This is a genomic window from Ottowia sp. VDI28, from assembly GCF_049532675.1.
Lineage (GTDB): Bacteria > Pseudomonadota > Gammaproteobacteria > Burkholderiales > Burkholderiaceae_C > Ottowia.
The window spans coordinates 1716522-1735883 of the sequence record NZ_CP149820.1 but is presented as its reverse complement, the minus strand read 5'-3'; the positions used below and the strand labels follow the sequence as shown (position 1 = coordinate 1735883).

General features: G+C 64.6%; 13 protein-coding genes. 1 reads left to right on the top strand and 12 read right to left on the bottom strand.

Going from position 1 to position 19362, the window contains the following annotated elements:
- Nucleotides 1-590: 590 nt before the first annotated feature.
- The 4 genes from WJU18_RS08155 to WJU18_RS08140 all read right to left on the bottom strand — a co-directional run bounded on the left by WJU18_RS08155 (nt 591) and on the right by WJU18_RS08140 (nt 4339).
- Nucleotides 591-1877, bottom strand: a complete 1287-nt coding sequence (locus WJU18_RS08155; RefSeq protein WP_423459597.1) for an FCSD flavin-binding domain-containing protein — start codon at nt 1875-1877, stop codon at nt 591-593.
- A 12-nt stretch (nt 1878-1889) separates the two neighbouring features.
- The gene (locus WJU18_RS08150) at nt 1890-2198 is read right to left on the bottom strand and encodes a c-type cytochrome (RefSeq protein ID WP_423459596.1); all 309 of its coding nucleotides are present in this window, start codon (nt 2196-2198) and stop codon (nt 1890-1892) included.
- 121 nt (nt 2199-2319) lie between these two features.
- Complete coding sequence (locus WJU18_RS08145) at nt 2320-2613, bottom strand: ArsR/SmtB family transcription factor (protein WP_423459595.1); 294 nt, start codon at nt 2611-2613, stop codon at nt 2320-2322.
- A gap of 115 nt (nt 2614-2728) precedes the next feature.
- Entirely contained in the window at nt 2729-4339 is a 1611-nt protein-coding gene (locus WJU18_RS08140) for an ABC transporter permease (protein WP_423459594.1), read from the bottom strand.
- Between the two features lie 126 nt (nt 4340-4465).
- Between WJU18_RS08140 and WJU18_RS08135 the strand changes: the two genes are divergently transcribed.
- Nucleotides 4466-5539 carry an ABC transporter ATP-binding protein gene (locus WJU18_RS08135; RefSeq protein ID WP_423459593.1) on the top strand — a complete coding sequence of 358 codons (1074 nt, stop codon included), beginning with the start codon at nt 4466-4468 and terminating at the stop codon, nt 5537-5539.
- A gap of 8 nt (nt 5540-5547) precedes the next feature.
- Here WJU18_RS08135 and ppc read toward each other — a convergent pair whose 3' ends face one another.
- From ppc to WJU18_RS08095, 8 genes are all read right to left on the bottom strand, one after another.
- Nucleotides 5548-8364 (bottom strand): phosphoenolpyruvate carboxylase, encoded by a 2817-nt coding sequence (gene ppc, locus WJU18_RS08130; RefSeq protein ID WP_423459592.1) that lies wholly within the window; start codon nt 8362-8364, stop codon nt 5548-5550.
- 56 nt (nt 8365-8420) lie between these two features.
- Complete coding sequence (locus tag WJU18_RS08125; protein ID WP_423459591.1) at nt 8421-9155, bottom strand: lysophospholipid acyltransferase family protein; 735 nt, start codon at nt 9153-9155, stop codon at nt 8421-8423.
- A gap of 16 nt (nt 9156-9171) precedes the next feature.
- Nucleotides 9172-10494: a dihydroorotase gene (locus WJU18_RS08120; protein WP_423459590.1), complete on the bottom strand. Its 1323-nt coding sequence runs from the start codon at nt 10492-10494 to the stop codon at nt 9172-9174.
- A gap of 377 nt (nt 10495-10871) precedes the next feature.
- Complete coding sequence (locus WJU18_RS08115) at nt 10872-11828, bottom strand: aspartate carbamoyltransferase catalytic subunit (protein ID WP_423459589.1); 957 nt, start codon at nt 11826-11828, stop codon at nt 10872-10874.
- A gap of 2 nt (nt 11829-11830) precedes the next feature.
- Nucleotides 11831-12361, bottom strand: coding sequence for a bifunctional pyr operon transcriptional regulator/uracil phosphoribosyltransferase PyrR (pyrR, locus tag WJU18_RS08110; RefSeq protein WP_423459588.1), 531 nt, complete (start codon nt 12359-12361; stop codon nt 11831-11833).
- A complete protein-coding gene (ruvX, locus tag WJU18_RS08105; protein WP_423459587.1) occupies nt 12358-12753 on the bottom strand; it encodes a Holliday junction resolvase RuvX in 396 nt (131 codons plus the stop codon). The genes pyrR and ruvX overlap by 4 nt, the downstream gene beginning before the upstream one ends.
- Nucleotides 12753-13352: a YqgE/AlgH family protein gene (locus tag WJU18_RS08100; RefSeq protein WP_423459586.1), complete on the bottom strand. Its 600-nt coding sequence runs from the start codon at nt 13350-13352 to the stop codon at nt 12753-12755. The genes ruvX and WJU18_RS08100 overlap by 1 nt, the downstream gene beginning before the upstream one ends.
- Before the next feature lie 54 nt (nt 13353-13406).
- Entirely contained in the window at nt 13407-19361 is a 5955-nt protein-coding gene (locus tag WJU18_RS08095) for an Hpt domain-containing protein (RefSeq protein WP_423459585.1), read from the bottom strand.
- Nucleotide 19362 lies beyond the last annotated feature (1 nt).

Here is a 19362-nt window from a genome sequence, read left to right as displayed (position 1 = left end):
TTCATAAGCATGCACTGAATTATTATTGAAGATGATGCTTGATATGGCAAGAGTGGTCGAAACGCGGATGGCGCTTCGAGGTGCATCCAAGAAAGGCGAGCGCAGCGAGGCCTGACTATTCGAGGGCCGAGCGCAGCGATGGCCCGAGCCATGGGTCCCCTCTGTCCGCGCTGAGAAGCGCAGGGCAAGGGGCGGGCAAGGGCACTGCAAGATGCCCTTGCTTCGTGCTCTAGCTTGCTGCAGCTGTTTGAGCGGCGTGAACGCAGTGAACAAAGCGAGTTCTGCAGCACCGCCCCTTGACCGAGCATCGCAGGCTGCCCGGAGCGCAGCGCAGGGACGCGGGCAGTGGGGTCGCCTTTTCTGGGTTACCTTCTTTTGGCGACGCAAAAGAAGGTGACTGCACTGCCGGGGGCAATCCCGGCCTCCGACCTCAATTCAAACAGCTGAAGGCTATCAGGAAGCAGAAGACCGTTCAGATCAACCGGCAGTGAAAGCCCTCACCCCGGCCCTCCCGGATGGCCGTACCCCCCCAGAGGGAGAGGGAGAGGAAGAAAGACAGCAAGCCTCAGAACCATCCGATGACTATCTCATCACGCCAAACTATCCGCCCAAATATTCCGCGCCCAAGCCATCGCATAGTGCCCCTCAAGCTCACTGGCGCCCGTTGAAACACCCCCAGAACCTTGCACCGTCACCATGGTCTTCTGTGCCTCGTCATAGCGATGCACGCTAGCCACATGAACCACATCGGCATCGCTCACAAAACTATAGCAAGTATTGTTATAGAGCGGCAGCGGATTCGGCGCCCGGCCGGACATCAGCGCCACGATAGCCGCCGCCGCCACCTTCCCATGCTGGTTGGCCATATGCCCCGACTTCGGCATGGCGGGCGCGATCTGCAGAGAGTCCCCCAGGATGTGAATGTTCTTCGCGGCCTTGGACTCCATCGTGAGCCAGTCCACTTCGCACCAGCGCTTGTTGGCCGTCGTCAGGCCCGCATTGTGGGCAATATCCCCCGCGCGCATGGGGGGGACCACGTTCAGCACCTGCGCCTTCACGTCGTCGTTGAACTCGAACTTGAGCGTGCCGGTAGCGGCGTCGACATCGGTTGCCACATGCTTGGGGCGGTATTCGATGATGCCCTTGTAGCGGTCGGCCCATGCCTTCTTGAACAATGGCCCTTTGGAGGTGACATCGTCGTTGGCATCCAGGATCAGCACCTTGGACTTGGGCTTGGCCTTGCTGAAATAGTGGGCCACCTGGCAAGCCCGCTCATAGGGGCCAGGCGGGCAGCGGTAGGGAGCCAGCGGAATGCTCAGGGCATAGACACCGCCATCAGGCATGGCTTCAAGCTGGCGGCGCAGCGCCACAGTCTGCGCCCCCGCTTTCCAGGCATGCAGCACGCGATCCTGCGCACCAGGCTTGGCCATGCCGGGCAATTGATCCCACATGAAATCGACACCGGGTGACAACACAAGCCGGTCATACGGCAGCGTAGTGCCATCCGCCAGACGCACCTGGCGCTTGCCGGCATCGATCCCCACGGCACGGCCGCGCACCAGTTTCACTCCATGGCGGCGGGCCAGGTTGTCATAGGGCGTGGTGATGTCGGCGATCTGCTTGCTGCCGCCAATGACCAGGTTGGAGATGGGACAGGAGACGAAGGCTTCGCCGGGCTCCACGAGGGTGACCTCGATGCGGCCTTCCGACCACATGCGCAGATACTTGGCCGCCGTGGCGCCGCCATAGCCGCCACCAACCACCACCACCTTGCCATCGTTGGCGCCGCCAACCGATGCGCAACCCGAAATCGCGGCCGCAGCGGATGCCGTGACCGATGCCGCCGAGGCAGCCCGAATGAATTGACGACGATCCATGACTGGCCTCCCTTATTTCTTCTGCGTCTCGAACCAGGCCGCGATAGCCGCGAGCTGCGCGTCGGTATAGCCCTTGCTGATCTGATGCATGATGGTGGCGGGCTTGGCGCCGCTCTTGAAATCCATCAGCTTCTTGAGCATATCGTCCTTGTTGCCGCCCGCCAATGACACGCTGCCCGGCTCGGCGCGGCCGTTGGTGCCATGGCAGTTGGCGCAGGCAGCCGCCCAACTGCGCACCTGCAGTGGATCGGTCTGCGCGCTGGCGGCTGCGCTGGTCAGCACCAACGCGGCGGCAGCCCATCGGGCGGTCGAAACAGGCATGGAAATGTCCTCCAGACGTGGGTATTCGTAGTGCGCCTAAAAATCAGCGCACGCTTATAAAAGCTGATGATACGAAGCCCTGCGGATATCCCTATACGGGATTTCCCCTGGCCGGTATTCTTCACTGAACTTCGGCAGGCACTTCCGCGCAGATGGCCCTGCACAAGGCCACGACACGCTCATTGACGATGCGGTAGTAGATCAGCACGCCCTCGCGCCGCTTGCCGAGCACGCCCGCCTTGTAGAGGCTGTTGAGGTGCTGGCTCATATTAGGCTGGGTGGTGGGAATAAGGCTCAGCAGTTCGCCGACATTCTTCTCGCCAGCGCACAGGACATTGATGATCTTCAGGCGCATGGGCGCCGACATGACGCGGAACAAAGCCGCTGCCGCGCGCAGTTGCGCGTCTGATTTCATTTCAATGACTGGTGGCACGCCGGATTCACTCGCATCCAACTTGGAGAATTTGAAGAATATCTGAAGGCGGCGAACCGATCCAGCCCGGCTTTTCCCGGGCGTGCAAGAAAGAAGGTCAGGAAGATTCTTTCCGCAGCGTCCGGCTGAGAAGAATCACGGGCAGCAAACCCACGGCCACCAGGGCCAGCGAAGGCAGCGCGGCTTCGCCCAGACGCTCGTCGCGGGCCAGTTGATAGGCCACGACGGCCAACGTGTCAGTGTTGAAAGGGCGCAACACGACGGTGGCCGGCAGCTCCTTCATCACATCGACGAACACCAGCAGCGCGGCGGCCATGCCGGCACGGCGCAGCAGCGGCCAATGTACCTGCGCCATCAGGCGCATGGGGCCCGCGCCCAGCATGCGGGCCGATTCATCCAGGCTCATCGGCAGGCGCGCGTAGCCGCTTTGTATCGACTGAAGCGCCACGGAAGAAAACCGCACGAGGTAGGCCCACAGCAACCCCATGACGGTGGCGGTGACGAAATACCCCGCACGCGCCTCCGGCCATTTCGCCTGAAGCCATTCGACGGGCAGCAACAGTCCCACGACAATCACCGCGCCCGGAATCGCATAGCCCAGGGAGGTGATCTGCACCACGCCGCGCGTGAGCCAGCCTGGCGCACGGCGCACGCTGGCAGCCAGCAGGAGCGCCACGGCCACGGCCAGCAGCGCGGTCATACCGCCCAGGCGCACGCTGTTCCATGCCCAGATCAGGAAACGGTCCCACGGCAGCACCGACCAATCGGCCGCCAGCGGCCTGAGCATGAAGGCCACCGGCAGCACAAAGCCCATCAGCACGGGCAAGATGCATAGCACCCAAGCCAGCGCGCAACGGCCGCCTTTCAAGACGATCGGCCGGGCTTCGCTTGAACTCGCGCGTGCGGTGGCATTGCCCGCGAAACGCATCCGCTTCTGGGCGCGCTGCTCGACCCACAGCACCACCACCACCAAGGCAAGCAGGCCGGTCGCCAGTTGCGCGGCGGCAATACGGTTGTCCATCGACAGCCAGGCCTTGTAGATACCGGCGGTGAAGGTCTGTACCCCGAAATAGCTGACGACACCGAAATCGGCCAATACTTCCATGAGCGCCAGCGCGGTGCCCGCCGCGATGGCCGGGCGGGCGAGAGGCAAAGCCACTTCACGAAGACGGCGCGGCAGGGAAGCGCCAAGCAGCCGTGCCGCCTCCATCAGTTGCGGTGCGCGCTCGGCCAAGGCCGTGCGCGAAAGCAAGTAGACATAGGGGTAGAGGGAGAACGCGAACACCCAGCCCGCGCCCCAGAGGCTGCGCACCTCAGGAAACACCCTGCCCTCCAGGCCGAACGCGGCGCGCACCCAGGTCTGGAATGGCCCGGCAAATTGGAGGAAATCCGTATAGGCATACGCGGTAACGTAAGCCGGCATGGCCAGCGGTAGCAACATCAGCCATTCGAAGCTGCGGCGGCCCGGGAAATCGAATACCGTGACCAGTACGGCCGCCGGCACCCCCACGGCCACGACCCCCACACCCGCCATGAGCAAAAGATAGACGGTGGAAAGCACATAGTCGGGCAGCACGGTGGCCGCCATCTCGCGCAGGATGTTGCTGCTGGCCGCATCCCATTGAAACCATGAGGCCATGACCGCTGCCACGGGCAGCAATAGCAGCGCCGCAACGAGCAGCAGCAGAGGTTTTTGAAGTACGCGCAAGGTAGGTAAGCGAGGGAAAGCCCCCGGCTTCGCTACACCGGCGGTCAAATAAGGTCAAATGAGAATTGTACGTATCTACAATTCACGGCTTCAGGAATGACAAAGCCCTTTTGCGTAGATCCGAATATGTTTCTCCAGGTCGAACAGCTCGAAGTACGGTATCCCGGCCGCGAACGCCCCGCTGTGCAAGGCGCCTCTCTGGGTCTGGCCGCGGGCGACATTGGCGTGCTGATCGGCCCATCGGGCTGCGGCAAGACCACTTTGCTGCGTGCCGTCGCGGGCCTGGAGCGTGCCAGCGGTGGCGAAATCCGCATAGGCGATGAACTGGTCAGCGGTGCGCGCATGCACATGCCGCCGGAGCAGCGGCGCATTGGCATGGTATTTCAGGACTACGCCTTGTTCCCCCACCTGAGCGTGGCGCAAAACGTGGCTTTCGGGCTGAAACACCTCACAGCGGCCGACCGGGCCGCTCGCGTCGCCGAGGTGCTGAAGCTCGTGGACCTGGCAGGCAGCGAGCAGCGCTTTCCGCACGAGCTCTCGGGTGGCCAGCAACAGCGTGTGGCGCTGGCGCGCGCCATGGCGCCGAGCCCTCGCCTGCTGCTTCTGGACGAACCCTTCTCCAACCTCGACGTCGATCTGCGCGAGCGCCTGGCGCACGAGTTGCGCGGCATCCTGAAAGCAGCGCAGGCCACCGCGCTCTTCGTGACCCATGATCAACTGGAAGCCTTTGCCATTGGCGACCAGATCGGGGTGATGAACGAGGGGCGCTTGCACCAGTGGGACGATGCCTACTCGCTCTACCATCGCCCGGCCACGCGCTTCGTGGCGGACTTCATCGGCCACGGCGTGTTCGTACCAGCCCACATCGTGCATGCAGATGGCGGCGCGCAAGTGAACACACCGCTCGGCACGCTGAAAAACCTGACCGACTGCCCCTTGCCCGACGCCTACGCCAATGGCCGCTGCGATCTGCTGCTGCGTGCGGACGACATCGTGCATGACGACCTCGCACCGGTGAAAGCCGCCATCGTCCGCAAGGCATTCCGGGGCTCGGAGTTTCTCTATACGCTACGCCTGGCCAGCGGGGAAATCGTCATGGCCCACGTACCCAGCCACCACGACCACCAGGTGGGAGAATGGATTGGCATACGGCCCCAGGTAGATCACGTGGTGACGTTCACGCCCGACAGCACGCGCTGAGAGCGTAATTACCCGGTATTCCGCAGTCCAGCCGCGATCCCGTTGATGGAGATGTGAATCCCGGTCTGCACCCGGTCACCGGTCTGCCCCGCGCGATAGCGGCGCACCAACTCCACTTGCAAGTGGTGCAGCGGATCGATATAGGGAAAACGGTGCTTGATCGACCGCTGCAGCGCGCTGTTACCGGCCAGCCGCTGGCGCTCTCCCGTGATGAGCGCCAGCGCATCGGCGGTGAGGCGCCACTCGGCTTCGATGGCGGAGAATACTTTACGGCGAAGGCGCTTGTCGGCCACCAGTTCTGAATAGCGCGAGGCGAGAGGCAGATCGCTCTTGGCCAGCACCATATCCATGTTGGAGAGCAGGGTACGGAAAAACGGCCATTGCTGATACATGTTCCGCAGCAGCGCCACGGCCTCACGGCGGCCGGCCGCTCCGTTGCCGGCCAGCAGCGATTGCACGGCCGAGCCAAACCCATACCAGCCTGGCAAAGTCAGACGGCATTGGCCCCAGCTGAACCCCCAGGGGATCGCGCGCAGGTCTTCGATTTTCTGCGAGGCCTTGCGGCTGGCCGGACGCGAGCCGATGTTGAGTTCGGCGATCTCGCGAATTGGCGTGGCGGCAAAGAAATATTCGTTGAAGCCCGGCGTTTCATAGACCAGCGCGCGGTAGGCGGCCATACTGGCATTTGAGAGTTTCTCCGCTGCTTCGAGGAAGGTGCGCGGCGCTGGCTTGGTAGGCTGCAGCAGCGTGGCTTCGAGCGTAGCCGCCACCAGGGTTTCCAGGTTGCGCCGCCCGATTTCAGGGTTGGCATACTTGGAAGCGATGACCTCGCCTTGCTCGGTCAGACGGATCTGCCCGCGCACCGTACCGGGCGGCTGCGCCAGAATGGCCTGGTAGCTGGGGCCGCCTCCTCGGCCCACGGTACCTCCGCGGCCATGGAACATGCGCAGCGTGATGTCGTGCGAGTTGGCCAACTCTTCAAAGAGATGCACCAGCGCGATCTCCGCGTGATAGAGCTCCCAGTTGCTCGTGAAGATACCGCCGTCCTTGTTACTGTCGGAGTAGCCGAGCATGATGTCCTGCTCACCACCGCTGGCCTTCACCAGTTGCGTGATGCCTGGCAGCGCATAGAACGCACGCATGATGGGCGCCGCGTTGCGCAGGTCCTCGATGGTTTCGAACAAAGGCACAACGATCAGATCAGCCCGCATGCGGCCATCCGGGTGGCGGCGCATCAAGCCGACCTCCTTCTGAAGCAGCAAAACCTCGAGCAGATCGCTCACCGTTTCCGTGTGACTGATGATGTAGTGACGGATGGCTTGCGCGCCCAAAAGCGTACGCATACGGCGCGCCGTCTCGAAGATCGCGATCTCGTCTTGGGCCAGCGGAGAGTATTCGGCGTCGATCACGCGCAGCGGACGGGGATCGGCCAGCAGGCGCACCAGCAGGGTACAACGGGCTTCTTCGGGCAGGCGGGCGTATTGTTGTTCAGTGCCGGCCACGCGCAGCAATTCGGCGATCACTTCTTCGTGCTTGTCGCTGCTTTGGCGCAAATCCACCGTGGCCAGGTGAAAACCGAAGACCTCCGCTGCTCGGATGAGCGGTGAAAGGCGTTGCTGCGCGAGGGCTGTGCCGTGATGTTCGCGCAGCGAGGCATCAATGACGCGCAGATCAACCAGGAACTCGTCGGCGCTGGTGTAAGGGTCTTGCGGAGCAATGGCGTGCCGCGCGGCCTCGCCGCCCGTGAGTTGCTGCAGCGTGGCGGCCAGGCGCGCATACATGCCTGTGAGCGCGCGCCGATACGGTTCGTCGGCGCGATGCTCGCTGGTGTCAGGAGAGCGTTGCGCCAGGGCGCGCATCTCTTCGCTCACGTCCACGAGCCTTGCGGAAAGAGAAAGCTCGGCGCCCAAGTAGTGGATCTCGGTCAAATAGTGGCGCAAAGCCATTTCGGATTGCCGGCGCAAGGCGTAATCCAGCGTCTCAGCGCTCACATTGGGGTTGCCATCGCGGTCGCCGCCAATCCATTGGCCCATGCGCAGGAAACTGGCCACTGGGTTTTGGCCCAGTTCCCGTTCCAGGCTGGCATAGATGCGCGGAATCTCGCGCAGGAACGTGGCTTCATAGTAGGAAAGCGCGTTCTCGATCTCATCGACCACGGTAAGCTTGGAAAAGCGCAGCAGGCGAGTCTGCCAGAGTTGCACCACGCGGGCACGCATCTGCCCCTCGTTGGCGGCAAGTTCGCGGGGGGCCAGTGCGTCCTGCGGCTGTGCATGGGCCTTGATTTCGTCGCGCTGGATAAGCAATTGGGCAATGCCCCGCTCGGCATCGAGAATGCTCTTGCGCTGCACTTCCGTAGGGTGCGCCGTGAGCACGGGCGAAACATGGCTGGTGGCCAGTGTCTGCGAGATGGCGCGCGGCGCGATGCCGGCCTGGCGCAGGCGCATGAGCGCGACCTCGATACTGCCTTCCTGGGTATTGCCCGCGCGCTCGTGCACCATGCGGCGACGGATGTGGTGCCGGTCTTCGGCCAAGTTGGCCAGATGGCTGAAGTACGTGAAAGCACGAATCACACTCACGGTCTGATCATCGGACAGGCCCTTGAGCAGCTTCTTGAGGGCGCGGTCGGCCTCCTGGTCGGCGTCGCGCCGGAAAGCCACGGAGAGCTTGCGAATCCGTTCGATAAGTTCGTAAGCCTCCACGCCCTCTTGCTCGCGGATCACATCACCAAGAATCCGGCCGAGCAAGCGGATGTCATCCACCAGAGGCTGTTCATTGTTCATACGGCTGCGGCCGCGAGGGCTTGCTTTCGGTCGGGTTTCGGTCATGACTGCTGAACGTACGGAGTTGGAATTCGGAATGGTCACTTGCAGACCGTGCGGGATTACCGTCTCAGCGCATCCACGGCCTGCCGCAGCTCGTCAGCCCACTCGCGGCGCCCACGCGATTCTGGCCATTGCGGCACGCCGTAACTGACCACTGCACGCACACCCGGCGTGGTGAGCGTGCGCCAGACCGAGGCCACCAGGGTTTCGTCACCCACATAGCACGGCGCCAGACTGATCTCACCACTCGCACTGTCGATGAATTGCAGCGCCACCGGCTGCACCGGAGCCGTGGCGGAAATGGCCGATTGCAACAGATTGGCATGAAAAGGCAGCAGCGTCAGGCCATTGCTCGTGGTGCCTTCGGGAAACACCGCCAGCACCTCGCCGGCCTTCAGCGCGTCGGCCATATGGTGCACCGTACGCAAGGCGTCGCGGCGTGATTCACGCGTGATGTACAAGGTGCCCGCCCCCGTGGCCAGCATGCCGATCACGGGCCATGCCTTGACATCGGCCTTCGAAACGAAGCGGCAGTAGCGCGCCGCATGCATGACCACGATATCGAGCCAGGAAATGTGATTGGCCGCCAGGAGTATCGGCCCCTGCGCAGGAGGCTCGCCGAGCACCTGCAGGTCAATGCGCCACACGCGCAGCAGCCCCTGCGCCCAGGCTTGCACCTTGGCCTCGCGCTCCGCGGGCGCAAGGCGCGGGAACTGAAAGCGGATCGTCAGGTACCCCTTGGCTACATGCCATACACCGCGCAGCAGCAGCCAGGCAGCGACAACCGACTTCATGAGGTTCTGGGATCGCTCACCGGCCGGCGCCAGGCGCGGCACCCTTGCGTTCAAACGCCATATGGCCCGCCACGAGGGTGAGGCGCGCGCGCCCGCTCAGCTCATATCCTGTAAACGGCGTGTGCTTGCCCTGGCTGCGCAGCGCATCCGGCTCCACCTGCCAGCGCGCCTGGGGATCGAAGACACAGACATCCGCAGCGCCCCCCACGACCAATTGGCCGCAGCTGGCCTGCAGGCTGCCCAAGGCCCCGCCGAGGATGCGCGCGGGGGCGCTGGTGAGCACTTCCAGGGCGCGCATCAGTCCGGCCCCATCCTCACCCCACTTGAGTGCCAGCGGCAGCAGCAGTTCGAGCCCCGTGGCGCCGGGCTCTGCCTCTGCGAAGGGCAAGGTCTTGGCATCGGCATCGACCGGGGTATGGTCGGACACCAGCGCGTCGAGCGTGCCATCGGCAAGACCGGCCCGCAATGCATCGCGGTCGCGTTGCTGGCGCAGCGGCGGCGAAAGGCGCGCGGCGCTGTCGTAGTAGCCGATGTCATGATCGGTCAGATGCAGGGAGTTGATGCTGACGTCCGCCGTGACCGGCAGGCCATCCGCCTTGGCGCGGCGCACGAGCTCAACACCCGCGGCACTGGAAATCCGGCACAGATGAACATGCAGGCCGGAGCCCTGCATGCCGCGCAGGATTTCGAACAAGGTGTGCAGCGCGATGGTTTCAGCCATGACCGGAACACCAGCCAAGCCCATGCGGGTAGCCAGGGGGCCGCTGGCGGCCACCCCATTGCCGAGCCATGCGTCTTGCGGGCGCAGCCATACGCTGTAGCCGAAGGTGGCCGCATATTGCAGTGCGCGCTGCAGCACCTGGGTATTGACCAGCGGCGTATCGGCCTGGCTGAAAGCCACGCAACCGGCGTCGGTCAGCTGCGCCAATTCGGTGAGCGCCTCGCCCTTGAGGCCGCGTGTCAGCGCGCCAAGGGGCAGCACGCGCGCCTGGTGCAGTTTTTCGGCGCGCATTTTCAGCATTTCCACCAGGCCAGGCTCGTCCAGCACCGGATCGGTGTCGGGCGGGCAGACCAGGCTGGTCACCCCCGCCACGGCGGCGGCCATCTCGCTCTCCAGCATGCGCGCATGCTCATGTCCTGGCTCGCGCAGGCGCGCCGCCAGATCGATCAGACCGGGCGCCACCACGCAGCCGCTGGCATCAATGGTTCGATTGGGTGCGAAATCACTCGCCGCCTTGCCGATGGCGATGATGCGGCCGCCCGCGATCGCCACGTCGGCCACTTCGTCTCGGCCCGAGGCCGGGTCAATCACGCGGCCGTGTTGGATCAGGATCTTCATGGTTTACAAATCACTCAGAATATTCACGTTGGCCATGGGCCCTAGATACGCCGCCCACCCTCACCCCAACCCTCTCCCGCAAGCGGGAGAGGGAGTTATCCCAAAATCGAACGGCCGCGGAGCAGGCCATACCAGTGCCTCCGCGGAGCGGGCTTGGCCCGGCCGCCGGAGGTGTCCCCCTCGGGGGGAAGGCGCATAAGAACGTGTTGGCGATCCCCTCGCGGGTCCGTTGCGCCCGAAAAACTGCGTCTGCGGCGTTGAAAATCCTCGCGATACCCCCGGTATCCCTGCGGTTTTCGCCTTGCAGCCACAGCTTTTCGGACACAACAGCCCTCGCGACGAGATCGCCAACACGTTCTAAGCGACTCAGGGGGGCCTCATGAAGCGGCGACGATACTCATCACGGCCATGCGCACGGCGATGCCGAAGGTCACCTGGGGCAGGATCACGCTCTGCTGGCCGTCGACCACGGCCGAATCGATCTCCACGCCGCGGTTGATCGGGCCCGGATGCATCACGATGGCATCCGGCTTGGCCCATTTGAGCTTCTCGGGCGTGAGGCCGAAGTTCTGGAAGAACTCCTGGCTGGAAGGCAGCAGCGCGCCACTCATGCGTTCGTTCTGCAGGCGCAGCATGATGACGACGTCGGCATTCCTGAGGCCTTCTTCAAGCGAGTAACACACGCGCACGCCCATCGGTGCCAGATCGGCGGGCAACAGCGTACGGGGCCCCACCACGCGGACTTCCGCGGCGCCCAGGGTGGTCAGGGCGTGGATGTCGGAGCGGGCCACGCGGGAATGCAGCACGTCGCCCACAATCGCCACGGTCAGGCCACTGAAATCTTTCTTGTAGTGCCGGATGGTGTACATATCCAGCAGCGCCTGCGTAGGATGCGCGTGCCGGCCATCTCCGGCGTTGATCACGTGCACATGAGGCGCCACGTGCTGAGCAATCAGATAGGGCGCGCCGCTCTCGCTGTGCCGCACCACGAAAATATCGGCAGCCATGGCGGCCAGGTTGGCCACGGTGTCGAGCAGCGATTCCCCTTTGGCGGTGGACGAGCGCGCGATATCCAGGGTATAGACATCCGCCGACAAACGGGTGGCGGCGATGTCGAAGGTGGTGCGGGTACGCGTGGAGTTCTCGAAGAACAGATTGAACACGCTCTTGCCGCGCAAAAGCGGCACCTTCTTGACCTCGCGGTCGCTCACGCTCACGAAACTGGCGGCGGTGTCGAGAATGTGCGTGAGGATGTCGCGGGAAAGTCCCTCGGTGGAGAGCAGGTGCGTGAGCTCGCCGTGTTGGTTCAGTTGCGGATTGCCTCGGGCCAGCATGGTTATATCTTTTCGATTCGGAAACTGAAGCGCCCGCTGTCCTCGCGCGCGAGTTCGAGCGATTGGGTATCAGGCAGCGCCAGGCGGGCGGCGGCCACTTCGGCGGCCACGGGCAATTCGCGCCCGCCTCGGTCGACCAGCACGGCCAGACGCACGCAAGCGGGGCGGCCATAGTCGAAGAGCTCGTTCAGCACAGCGCGGATGGTACGGCCGGTGTAGAGCACGTCGTCAAGCAGCAGGATGTCCGCGCCATCGACCTCGAAGGGCAGCGAGGTCTGGCCGGTGGCCGCGAGTCCCCGCTTGGCGAAATCATCGCGGTGCATGGCCGATGAGATAGCCCCGGCCTGGCCGGGACGGCCCAGATCGGCATGCAGGCGGTCGGCCAGCCACTGCCCGCCGGAAACGATACCCACCAATTGTGTCTGGGGACCCACCAGCGGACGCACAGCGCGCAGCAGCTCGCCATACAGGGCTTCGGCGTCAAGGGCGAGCGCCCCTACCGCCGTTTCGGCAACACGGGCCGATGAACTCATGAAAGACTCCTCAAGAACTGCTCCAGGATGATGGCCGCCGCCGCGGCGTCGGCATCGCGCGCGCCGCCGGCATGGGCCTCCGTGGTGGTGTAGCGTTCGTCCACCTCATAGACAGGCAGCCCGAAGCGGCCGCGCAGTTGGCGGGCAAAACGGCGGGCACGCACGGTATTCTCGTGCTCGCCACCGTCCGGGTGAAAGGGCACTCCCACGACCAGCGCATCCGGCTGCCATTCCGCGATGCGCGCCGCGATCAACGGCCAGCGCGCATCGCCTTCCGCCCGCAGCGTGGATTGCGGCGTGGCCGTCCGCAGCATGCGGTTGCCCACGGCCACCCCCGTGCGCTTCAGGCCAAAATCGAACGCCAGAAAACTCGCGCCAGTGACGAGCTCCATCAGGCGTGCCCCGCGTCGGGCGCCAGCATCCAGGCTTCCAGGCCCAGCAGCTTGAGCGCGCGGTCGTAGCGCTGCTCCACGGGGGAGTCGAAGATCAGGCCGGCATCGGCATCGACGGTGAGCCAGCTGTTGCCCGCGATTTCGGATTCGAGCTGGCCCTCGCCCCAGGCCGAGTAGCCGAGCGTGACCAGCACACGCCGCGGCCCGCCGCCACTGGAGAGCGCTTCCAGCACGTCCTTGGAGGTCGTCATCTCCAGTCCGCCGGGCACCGTGAGCGTGGAGGCGTAAAGCGACTCTTCAGGCGGAATGCCCTCGACCACCACTGGCTCATGCAGCACGAAGCCGCGCTCGGTCTGTAGCGGGCCGCCGTGAAAAACGGGTTGCACGCCCAGATCCTTGCGCTCCAGGGGGAGGTCGACCTTTTGGAACAGATCGGCCATGCTGATGTCGCCTGGCTTGTTGATGATCAGCCCCAGCGCACCGCGTTCGCTGTGCTCACAGACGTAAACCACGCTCTTGGCGAAGGTGCCGTCTTCCATGCCCGGCATGGCGATCAGGAAATGATTCGTCAAGTTGATCGACGCGGCATCTTGGGACATGGGGCGATTCTAACGAAGCTCCCCTGCCCCAGGCGCGCGTACGCCTTCCCTGACTCACACCGCCGCGATGGGGCTATGGGCGTATTGAGCGACCAGGCGCAGCAGTTCCTCTTCCGAGTAAGGCTTGCCCAGGTAGTGGTTGACGCCCAGCTCCCGCGCGTGCTCGCGGTGCTTTTCGGCGATGCGCGATGTGATCATGATCACAGGCAGGCTACGCAGGTTTCTATCGCCGCGGATATTCCGCACGAAATCGAAGCCGTCCATGCGGGGCATCTCGATGTCCGAGAGCACCATCGCCGGGCGCTCGGTCTGCAGGCGCTCCAGCCCTTGCATGCCGTCCGCCGCCAGTGCCACGCGATAGCCTTCCCGCTGAAGCAGGCGCTGGGTCACGCGGCGCACCGTGATCGAATCGTCCACCACCAGCACGAGCGGGATTTCCGGTTCCGCCGCCTGTGCGGCCGCCTGGCTTCCCTGTCCGGCCGGATCCGCCGCTTCCGGCACATCGGCGGCGACGAACGCCTTGGCCTGCTCTCCATACACGGCCGCCAGCGCCACCGGGTTGTAGATGAGCGCCACCGAGCCCGTGGCCAGGGCCGTGATCGCCACAAGGCCCGGCAGGCGGGAAAGCTGGGGCCCCAATTTCTTGACCACCACTTCCTGGTTGCCCACGACTTCGTCCACGTGCAGGGCCAGACGTTGCTCGGCACTGCGCAAGACGATGACCGATGCGGACTTGCCCGGCGTCTCGGTGCTGCGCGGCGAGCTTTGCAGCAGCGCCCCGGACCAGAAGAACGGCATGGTCTGCGCGCCATGGCGATAACTGGCGGTTTCGTAGGCCTGCCCCAGATCGGCCAGACTGGTGCGCTGAACGACCTCGACCAGGCTGGAGGGCACACCGATCACCATGTTGCCGGCGCGCAGCATCACCACATGCGTCACGGCGGTCGTGAGGGGCATCACCAGCTTGAAGGAAGTGCCCTCGCCTTGGCGGAAACTCGTTTCGACGCGTCCGCCCAGGGCCTGGATCTCGCTGCGCACGACGTCCATACCAATGCCCCGGCCCGCCAACTCGGTTACCTCAGCGGCCGTGCTGAACCCAGGGGCAAAAATGAGGTTGGCGAATTCAGGCTCGCTCAGTGCCTGATCGGCCGTGATGAGCCCCGTCTGGATGGCACGCTCGCGGATGCGGGCGATGTCCAAGCCGCCGCCATCGTCGCGGAACTCCACGGACACATCATTGCCCGCCTGGTGCACTTCGATGGAAATCACGCCTTCCGGCACCTTGCCGCGTGCCGCGCGCGTATCGGCTGTTTCGATCCCGTGCACCACGCAATTGCGCAGCAGGTGCTCGAACGCGGGCGCCATGCGATCCAGGATGCCTCGGTCCATCTCGATGGAACCACCCGTGATTTCCAGCCGCACGCGCTTGCCCATTTCCTTGGATGCCTGGCGTACCGCCCGGTACAGCCGCTCGGAAATGGCCTCGAATTCGACCATGTGCGTGCGCAGCAGATCGCGCTGCAGCTCCCGCGATTGCCGCCCTTGCGCCGCCAGATCGTCCTCGCTCGCGTCAATGGCCAATTGAAGGCTTCGCTGCACGGTGGCGACGTCGTTGACCGATTCGGCCATCATCCGCGTCAACTCCTGCATGCGGGTGAAGCGGTCGAACTCCAGCGGATCGAAATTCTGCTGCGCGTCCTTGGAGAGGGCCAGGCGCGATTGCATCTGCGTTTCGGCTTGCAGCTCGACATCACGCAACTGGGCCCGCAAACGATCCAGGTTGCCCGTGAGGTCGCCGAGCAGGTTGCGCACCTGCCGCACCTCGGCCTCCAGGCGCGTCCGTGAAGTGATCATTTCGCCCGCTCTGTTGACCAGGCGATCCAGCAGTTGGGAACGCACACGCACCATCTGGCTGGCCGCCACGCGCGAGCTGGCCAGCGAAAGCTCGGCCGGCAAGGCAATGGCGGTGCGGCTGGCCGGCACCTGATAAGGCTTCACGTCCTCCTGCACCACTGGTGCAGGTGCGATCTCCTCATGGAAATCGGCAGGCGCCTCGGCCATCCCCGCAAGCGCCAGATCCGCATCGCTCGAAAGCAGGCGCTGAAAGCCGGTCTGGAGTTCGTCCAGGTACTCCAGCAGGGGCTCCAGGTCGCCTGCGGAAAGTGCCTCCGTGCCCAGCAGTTCGATGGCCGATTCCGAGCGGTGGGCGATTTCACCCAGCCGCATCGCACCGGTCAGCCTGGCGCTGCCCTTGAGCGTGTGCAGGCCGCGCAGCACCTGGCCGCGCGCTTCGGGATCCGCAGGGTGCGCCATCCAATGGCGCAGCATCGTGCTGAGCCGAGGTATCAGCTCCTCGGCTTCCTCCAGGAAGATCGGCAGCAGGTCCATGTCCACGGCATCGACCACGTCGATGCCGTCGGCAATGGCGTGCGCCGGCGCATCGGAGATCGTCACGGCCGTCTCGGGAGCGGGCGCTTCGGCGAGCTCTGCGTCCAGCACCGGCGCCTCGGCACCAAGGTCCGCAGACTCCAGATCGTGCACCGCCTCCAGAATGGTTGCGTCGGGCGCCTTCAGGATGCCCGCGGCGAACTGATGCAGCAGACGGCGGATGTCTTCCGCCGCATCGCTGAGTACATGCGCCTGCCTGGCGGTACCCGCGCTCTGCCCGCGCAGGCGCTGCAACGCATGCTCCACCGCACGCGCCAAACCTGAAAGATCGGCAAAACCAACCGTGGCCGAGCTTCCAGCCAAGGAATGCGCGCAGGAAATCGCGGCTTCCGGCACCGGCCGCTGCAGCTCCAACGACCACTCGGACAGCTCGGTGATGAGCATACGGGACCATTCGTCCGCCTCGTTGAGGTAGACGTTGTAGAGCGGGATGCTGATGCGCAGGTCGCCAATGTGCTTGTACTCACCAGCATGGGAAGGCTCTGCTTCCGGCTCGGGTTCGGGCTCCAGCAAGGATTCGGATTCAGCCGCAGGCTCCGGCTCGGACTCGGGCATGGACTGCAGGCCAGGTTCGGATTCGGATCCCGGGGTTTCGTTGGCTGCTTCGGCTTCTGCCAGAGTTTCCTCGTCCTCCGTCTCGATCAGCAGATCCAGGTCCAGCCACTTCGACGCCGGCTCCAGCGCCATGGGCTGCGTAGGCGCGATGGAACTGCTGCGGTCTTCGGCAGATTCAGTTTCCACCGGTTCCGCCGCCACTGCAGGCGTGTTGTCACCCAGGGGGGCTTCAGCCTCGTCATCCACGAAGCTCCACTCCAGCATGACGTCCTGTTGCGGATCTTCCTCGGAAGGTTCGGCTTCCCCCAATGAAGCAGGCGCCGGCAATTCGATGGCTTCGAGCTCCACCTCCGCGGTACCTGCACCTGCAATGACCTCGCCCATGACTGCCATGCCGGCGGTTTCGGCCACGCCCGGCTCGCTTTCATCAAGCAGCAAAGGCAGGCGCTGGCCTTGGGTACGCAGGGCATCGGCGGCCAGGCTGAAAGGAGCCGCCTGCCAATGTCCGTCCTTCCTGGCCGCCACATCCTCGATCCATCGGCTGAACGCCAGCAGGGCTTCGCCTGAAAACTCGCGCAGATCCTGGGTGACGGGTTGATGCTCGGACAGCCAAGTGTTGAGCAATTGCTCCATCGACCACGCGGCATCACCGAACTCGGCCAGCCCGACCATGCGCGAGCTGCCCTTGAGCGTATGAAACGCACGCCGAAGCGTGGTCTGCTGCTCCATGTCCGCAGGATCGGCCTCCAGCGCCACCAGTGCCGCCGAGCCCGAATGCATCACACCCCGGGCTTCTTCGAGGAAGATGTCCAACAGGTCTTCCTCGCCGCCCTCGTCATCCGGCCCCGCGAGCGCCAGTTCAGCGACAGGTTCCGCGGGGCGAGACAGCGTATTCAGGTGATCCAGGGCGCCGGACAAGGCCTTCTCGTCCTGGCCCCGAGCGGCCTCCACCGCCCGGTTGGCGGCATGGGCCAGTGCGGGTTTTTCGTCGAGCGCCGCGGTGATCGCAAGGTGTTCGAGGGGCCCGAGCAAGGACTGTGGCGACGCCTCTTCGGCGGGCAGCAACACAGCGGCGTGGCCTGCCGGCTCCGGCGGGCGCTCGGGGATAGAGGGGGTATCCGGAGTCTCCTCGAGATCCAGATGCAGATCCAGATCGAAATCAAGGCTGTCATCGGCTACCGGAGGCACACCGGGCGCCGCCAGCGCTTCAGATGTCTCAACCGGCGCGTCAACCGGCTCAGGCATTTCGGCTTGCGAGCGTTCCACCAGCGGCTTGAGCTGCCCGGTCTGCTCGTCATAGGCGAACAACTTCTTGGCAAGCACTGGCTGGTAGGCCAGCATGTCGATCAGGAAGCCCAGCGCGCCAAGGCTGTTGCCGAGCTTGTCGAAAGCGCCTTCGCTCCTGATCTGCTCGATCTCGGTCTGCCCTGCCAGCAAGCCTTCGATCGTGTAGCGCATGTGGCCGACCGCCGACGCCGCCTGCTCCAGCCCCAGCACGGACAAGACGCCGCGCATCTGCGACATCAGCCCAGGTACGGGGTCGAGCGGAGTGAGGTCGGCGGGATGGCGGAAGAAGCGGTCAAGGTGCTGCTCGACTTCGCCCATCGTCACGCGCAGCTCGCCAATCACCGTGCCCATGGTCTGGCGCTCGCTGAAGCGGCGGTAGAGCTCCTCCATCCAGGACTCGAGCGCCTGGGGCTTTCCGCCCTGGCGCACCGCATTCAGACGCTCGGCCAGGGATAACGTCCGGTCGGTGAATTGAGGATCGCCAGGCTGGAAATCGGCGAACGAGGCTTCCAGGAAAAGAATGGCCGTGGCTGTTTCCATGGCCAGTTCGGGTGTGGGCGGCTGGTTGGACTGCGCCGTATGCTCGGCCACCTGGTTCAGCGCATCGGCCAGCGGTTTGCCGCGCTGATGAAGCTTGACCAGCGATTCAGCCGCCAGGCCGAACTGATCGACACATCCCTTGAGCCGGGCCATGTCCCCGCCTGCCAGAGCAGACCAGTTTTCCTTGACGGCCTCGACGCGGCGGCGCGCCTGCGCCAGGACCGCTGGGTCGAAAAGGCCAAACATGGGTTCGCCGTACGCCACGGCCTCATGCGTATCGAGTGCCCATGCCCTGCGCACGGCATCAAGTACCGGCGCATGCTTGCCCGGGCCCGGGCGAGCCTGGGCGCAGAAGAACAGCAGATCCAGCGCCAGCCGCTCGGACACCACCTGCTCGCCGCGCGCCAGCGAGGTGTACTGCAGCAAAATCCGCGAGGCCGCGCGCCGGGTGTAGGCGTCCAGCGGAATGAGCGATTGGCCCAGGGCTTCGAAGAAAGCCGCGGCGAGCCGCCAGAAAACGGCGGGTTGCCGCGCGGATTCGCCACTCGCCAGCCCCAGGCTGATCACCCCCAGCTCCGATGCCGCATTGGCATCGCCATCGCGCATGATCTTGAGCATGCGCTGGTCAAGTTGCTGGCGTACTTCCCGCCCGTATGCCATGTCCTGCGCTGCCGCGGGAGCCACAGGCTCCGCCCAATGCCATTCCACGGGCCAAAGATCAGCGGGATGGATACGATCAGCGCCCGCCATTTCCTGCACCTGGCGGAACTGCGGAAAGAGGCCCAGCGCCGGGCGTGGATGCTCGCCCAGTTGGCTCTCCAGGTATTCGATCAATGCGAAGCCTGCGCGCTCGAGCGTGCCGGCGGCAGCTTCGTTGCATTGTCCTGGGTTCAGCACGAACTGCTGAACTGCGCTTTCCATGCCTCGCGCCATGCGGGCAGCCATGCCCTGGCCGATCATCTCCAGCGCACCCACCACCTGATGCAGTTGCTGCCGGGCTACGCGCAGTTGGCCTGCATCCGCATCGGACAGCTCGCCCCCGTGCGCCAGTTCGGTTTCGCGCGCGAAGCGCTTGAGCGCCTTGGCAGAGGCCTCTATCGACTTGCGCGTTTCCTCCAGGATCCACGCCAGCGGCCCGAGATCCCCTGTTGCTACCACGGCATCGCCACGAGTTGTCACA

Coding starts and splice junctions, on each gene's coding strand:
- WJU18_RS08155 (WP_423459597.1), bottom strand. CDS start 1,877: ATGGATCGTCGTCAATTCATTCGGGCTGCCTCGGCGGCATCGGTCACG.
- WJU18_RS08150 (WP_423459596.1), bottom strand. CDS start 2,198: ATGCCTGTTTCGACCGCCCGATGGGCTGCCGCCGCGTTGGTGCTGACC.
- WJU18_RS08145 (WP_423459595.1), bottom strand. CDS start 2,613: ATGAAATCAGACGCGCAACTGCGCGCGGCAGCGGCTTTGTTCCGCGTC.
- WJU18_RS08135 (WP_423459593.1), top strand. CDS start 4,466: ATGTTTCTCCAGGTCGAACAGCTCGAAGTACGGTATCCCGGCCGCGAA.
- ppc (WP_423459592.1), bottom strand. CDS start 8,364: ATGACCGAAACCCGACCGAAAGCAAGCCCTCGCGGCCGCAGCCGTATG.
- WJU18_RS08125 (WP_423459591.1), bottom strand. CDS start 9,155: ATGAAGTCGGTTGTCGCTGCCTGGCTGCTGCTGCGCGGTGTATGGCAT.
- WJU18_RS08120 (WP_423459590.1), bottom strand. CDS start 10,494: ATGAAGATCCTGATCCAACACGGCCGCGTGATTGACCCGGCCTCGGGC.
- WJU18_RS08115 (WP_423459589.1), bottom strand. CDS start 11,828: ATGCTGGCCCGAGGCAATCCGCAACTGAACCAACACGGCGAGCTCACG.
- pyrR (WP_423459588.1), bottom strand. CDS start 12,361: ATGAGTTCATCGGCCCGTGTTGCCGAAACGGCGGTAGGGGCGCTCGCC.
- ruvX (WP_423459587.1), bottom strand. CDS start 12,753: ATGGAGCTCGTCACTGGCGCGAGTTTTCTGGCGTTCGATTTTGGCCTG.
- WJU18_RS08100 (WP_423459586.1), bottom strand. CDS start 13,352: ATGTCCCAAGATGCCGCGTCGATCAACTTGACGAATCATTTCCTGATC.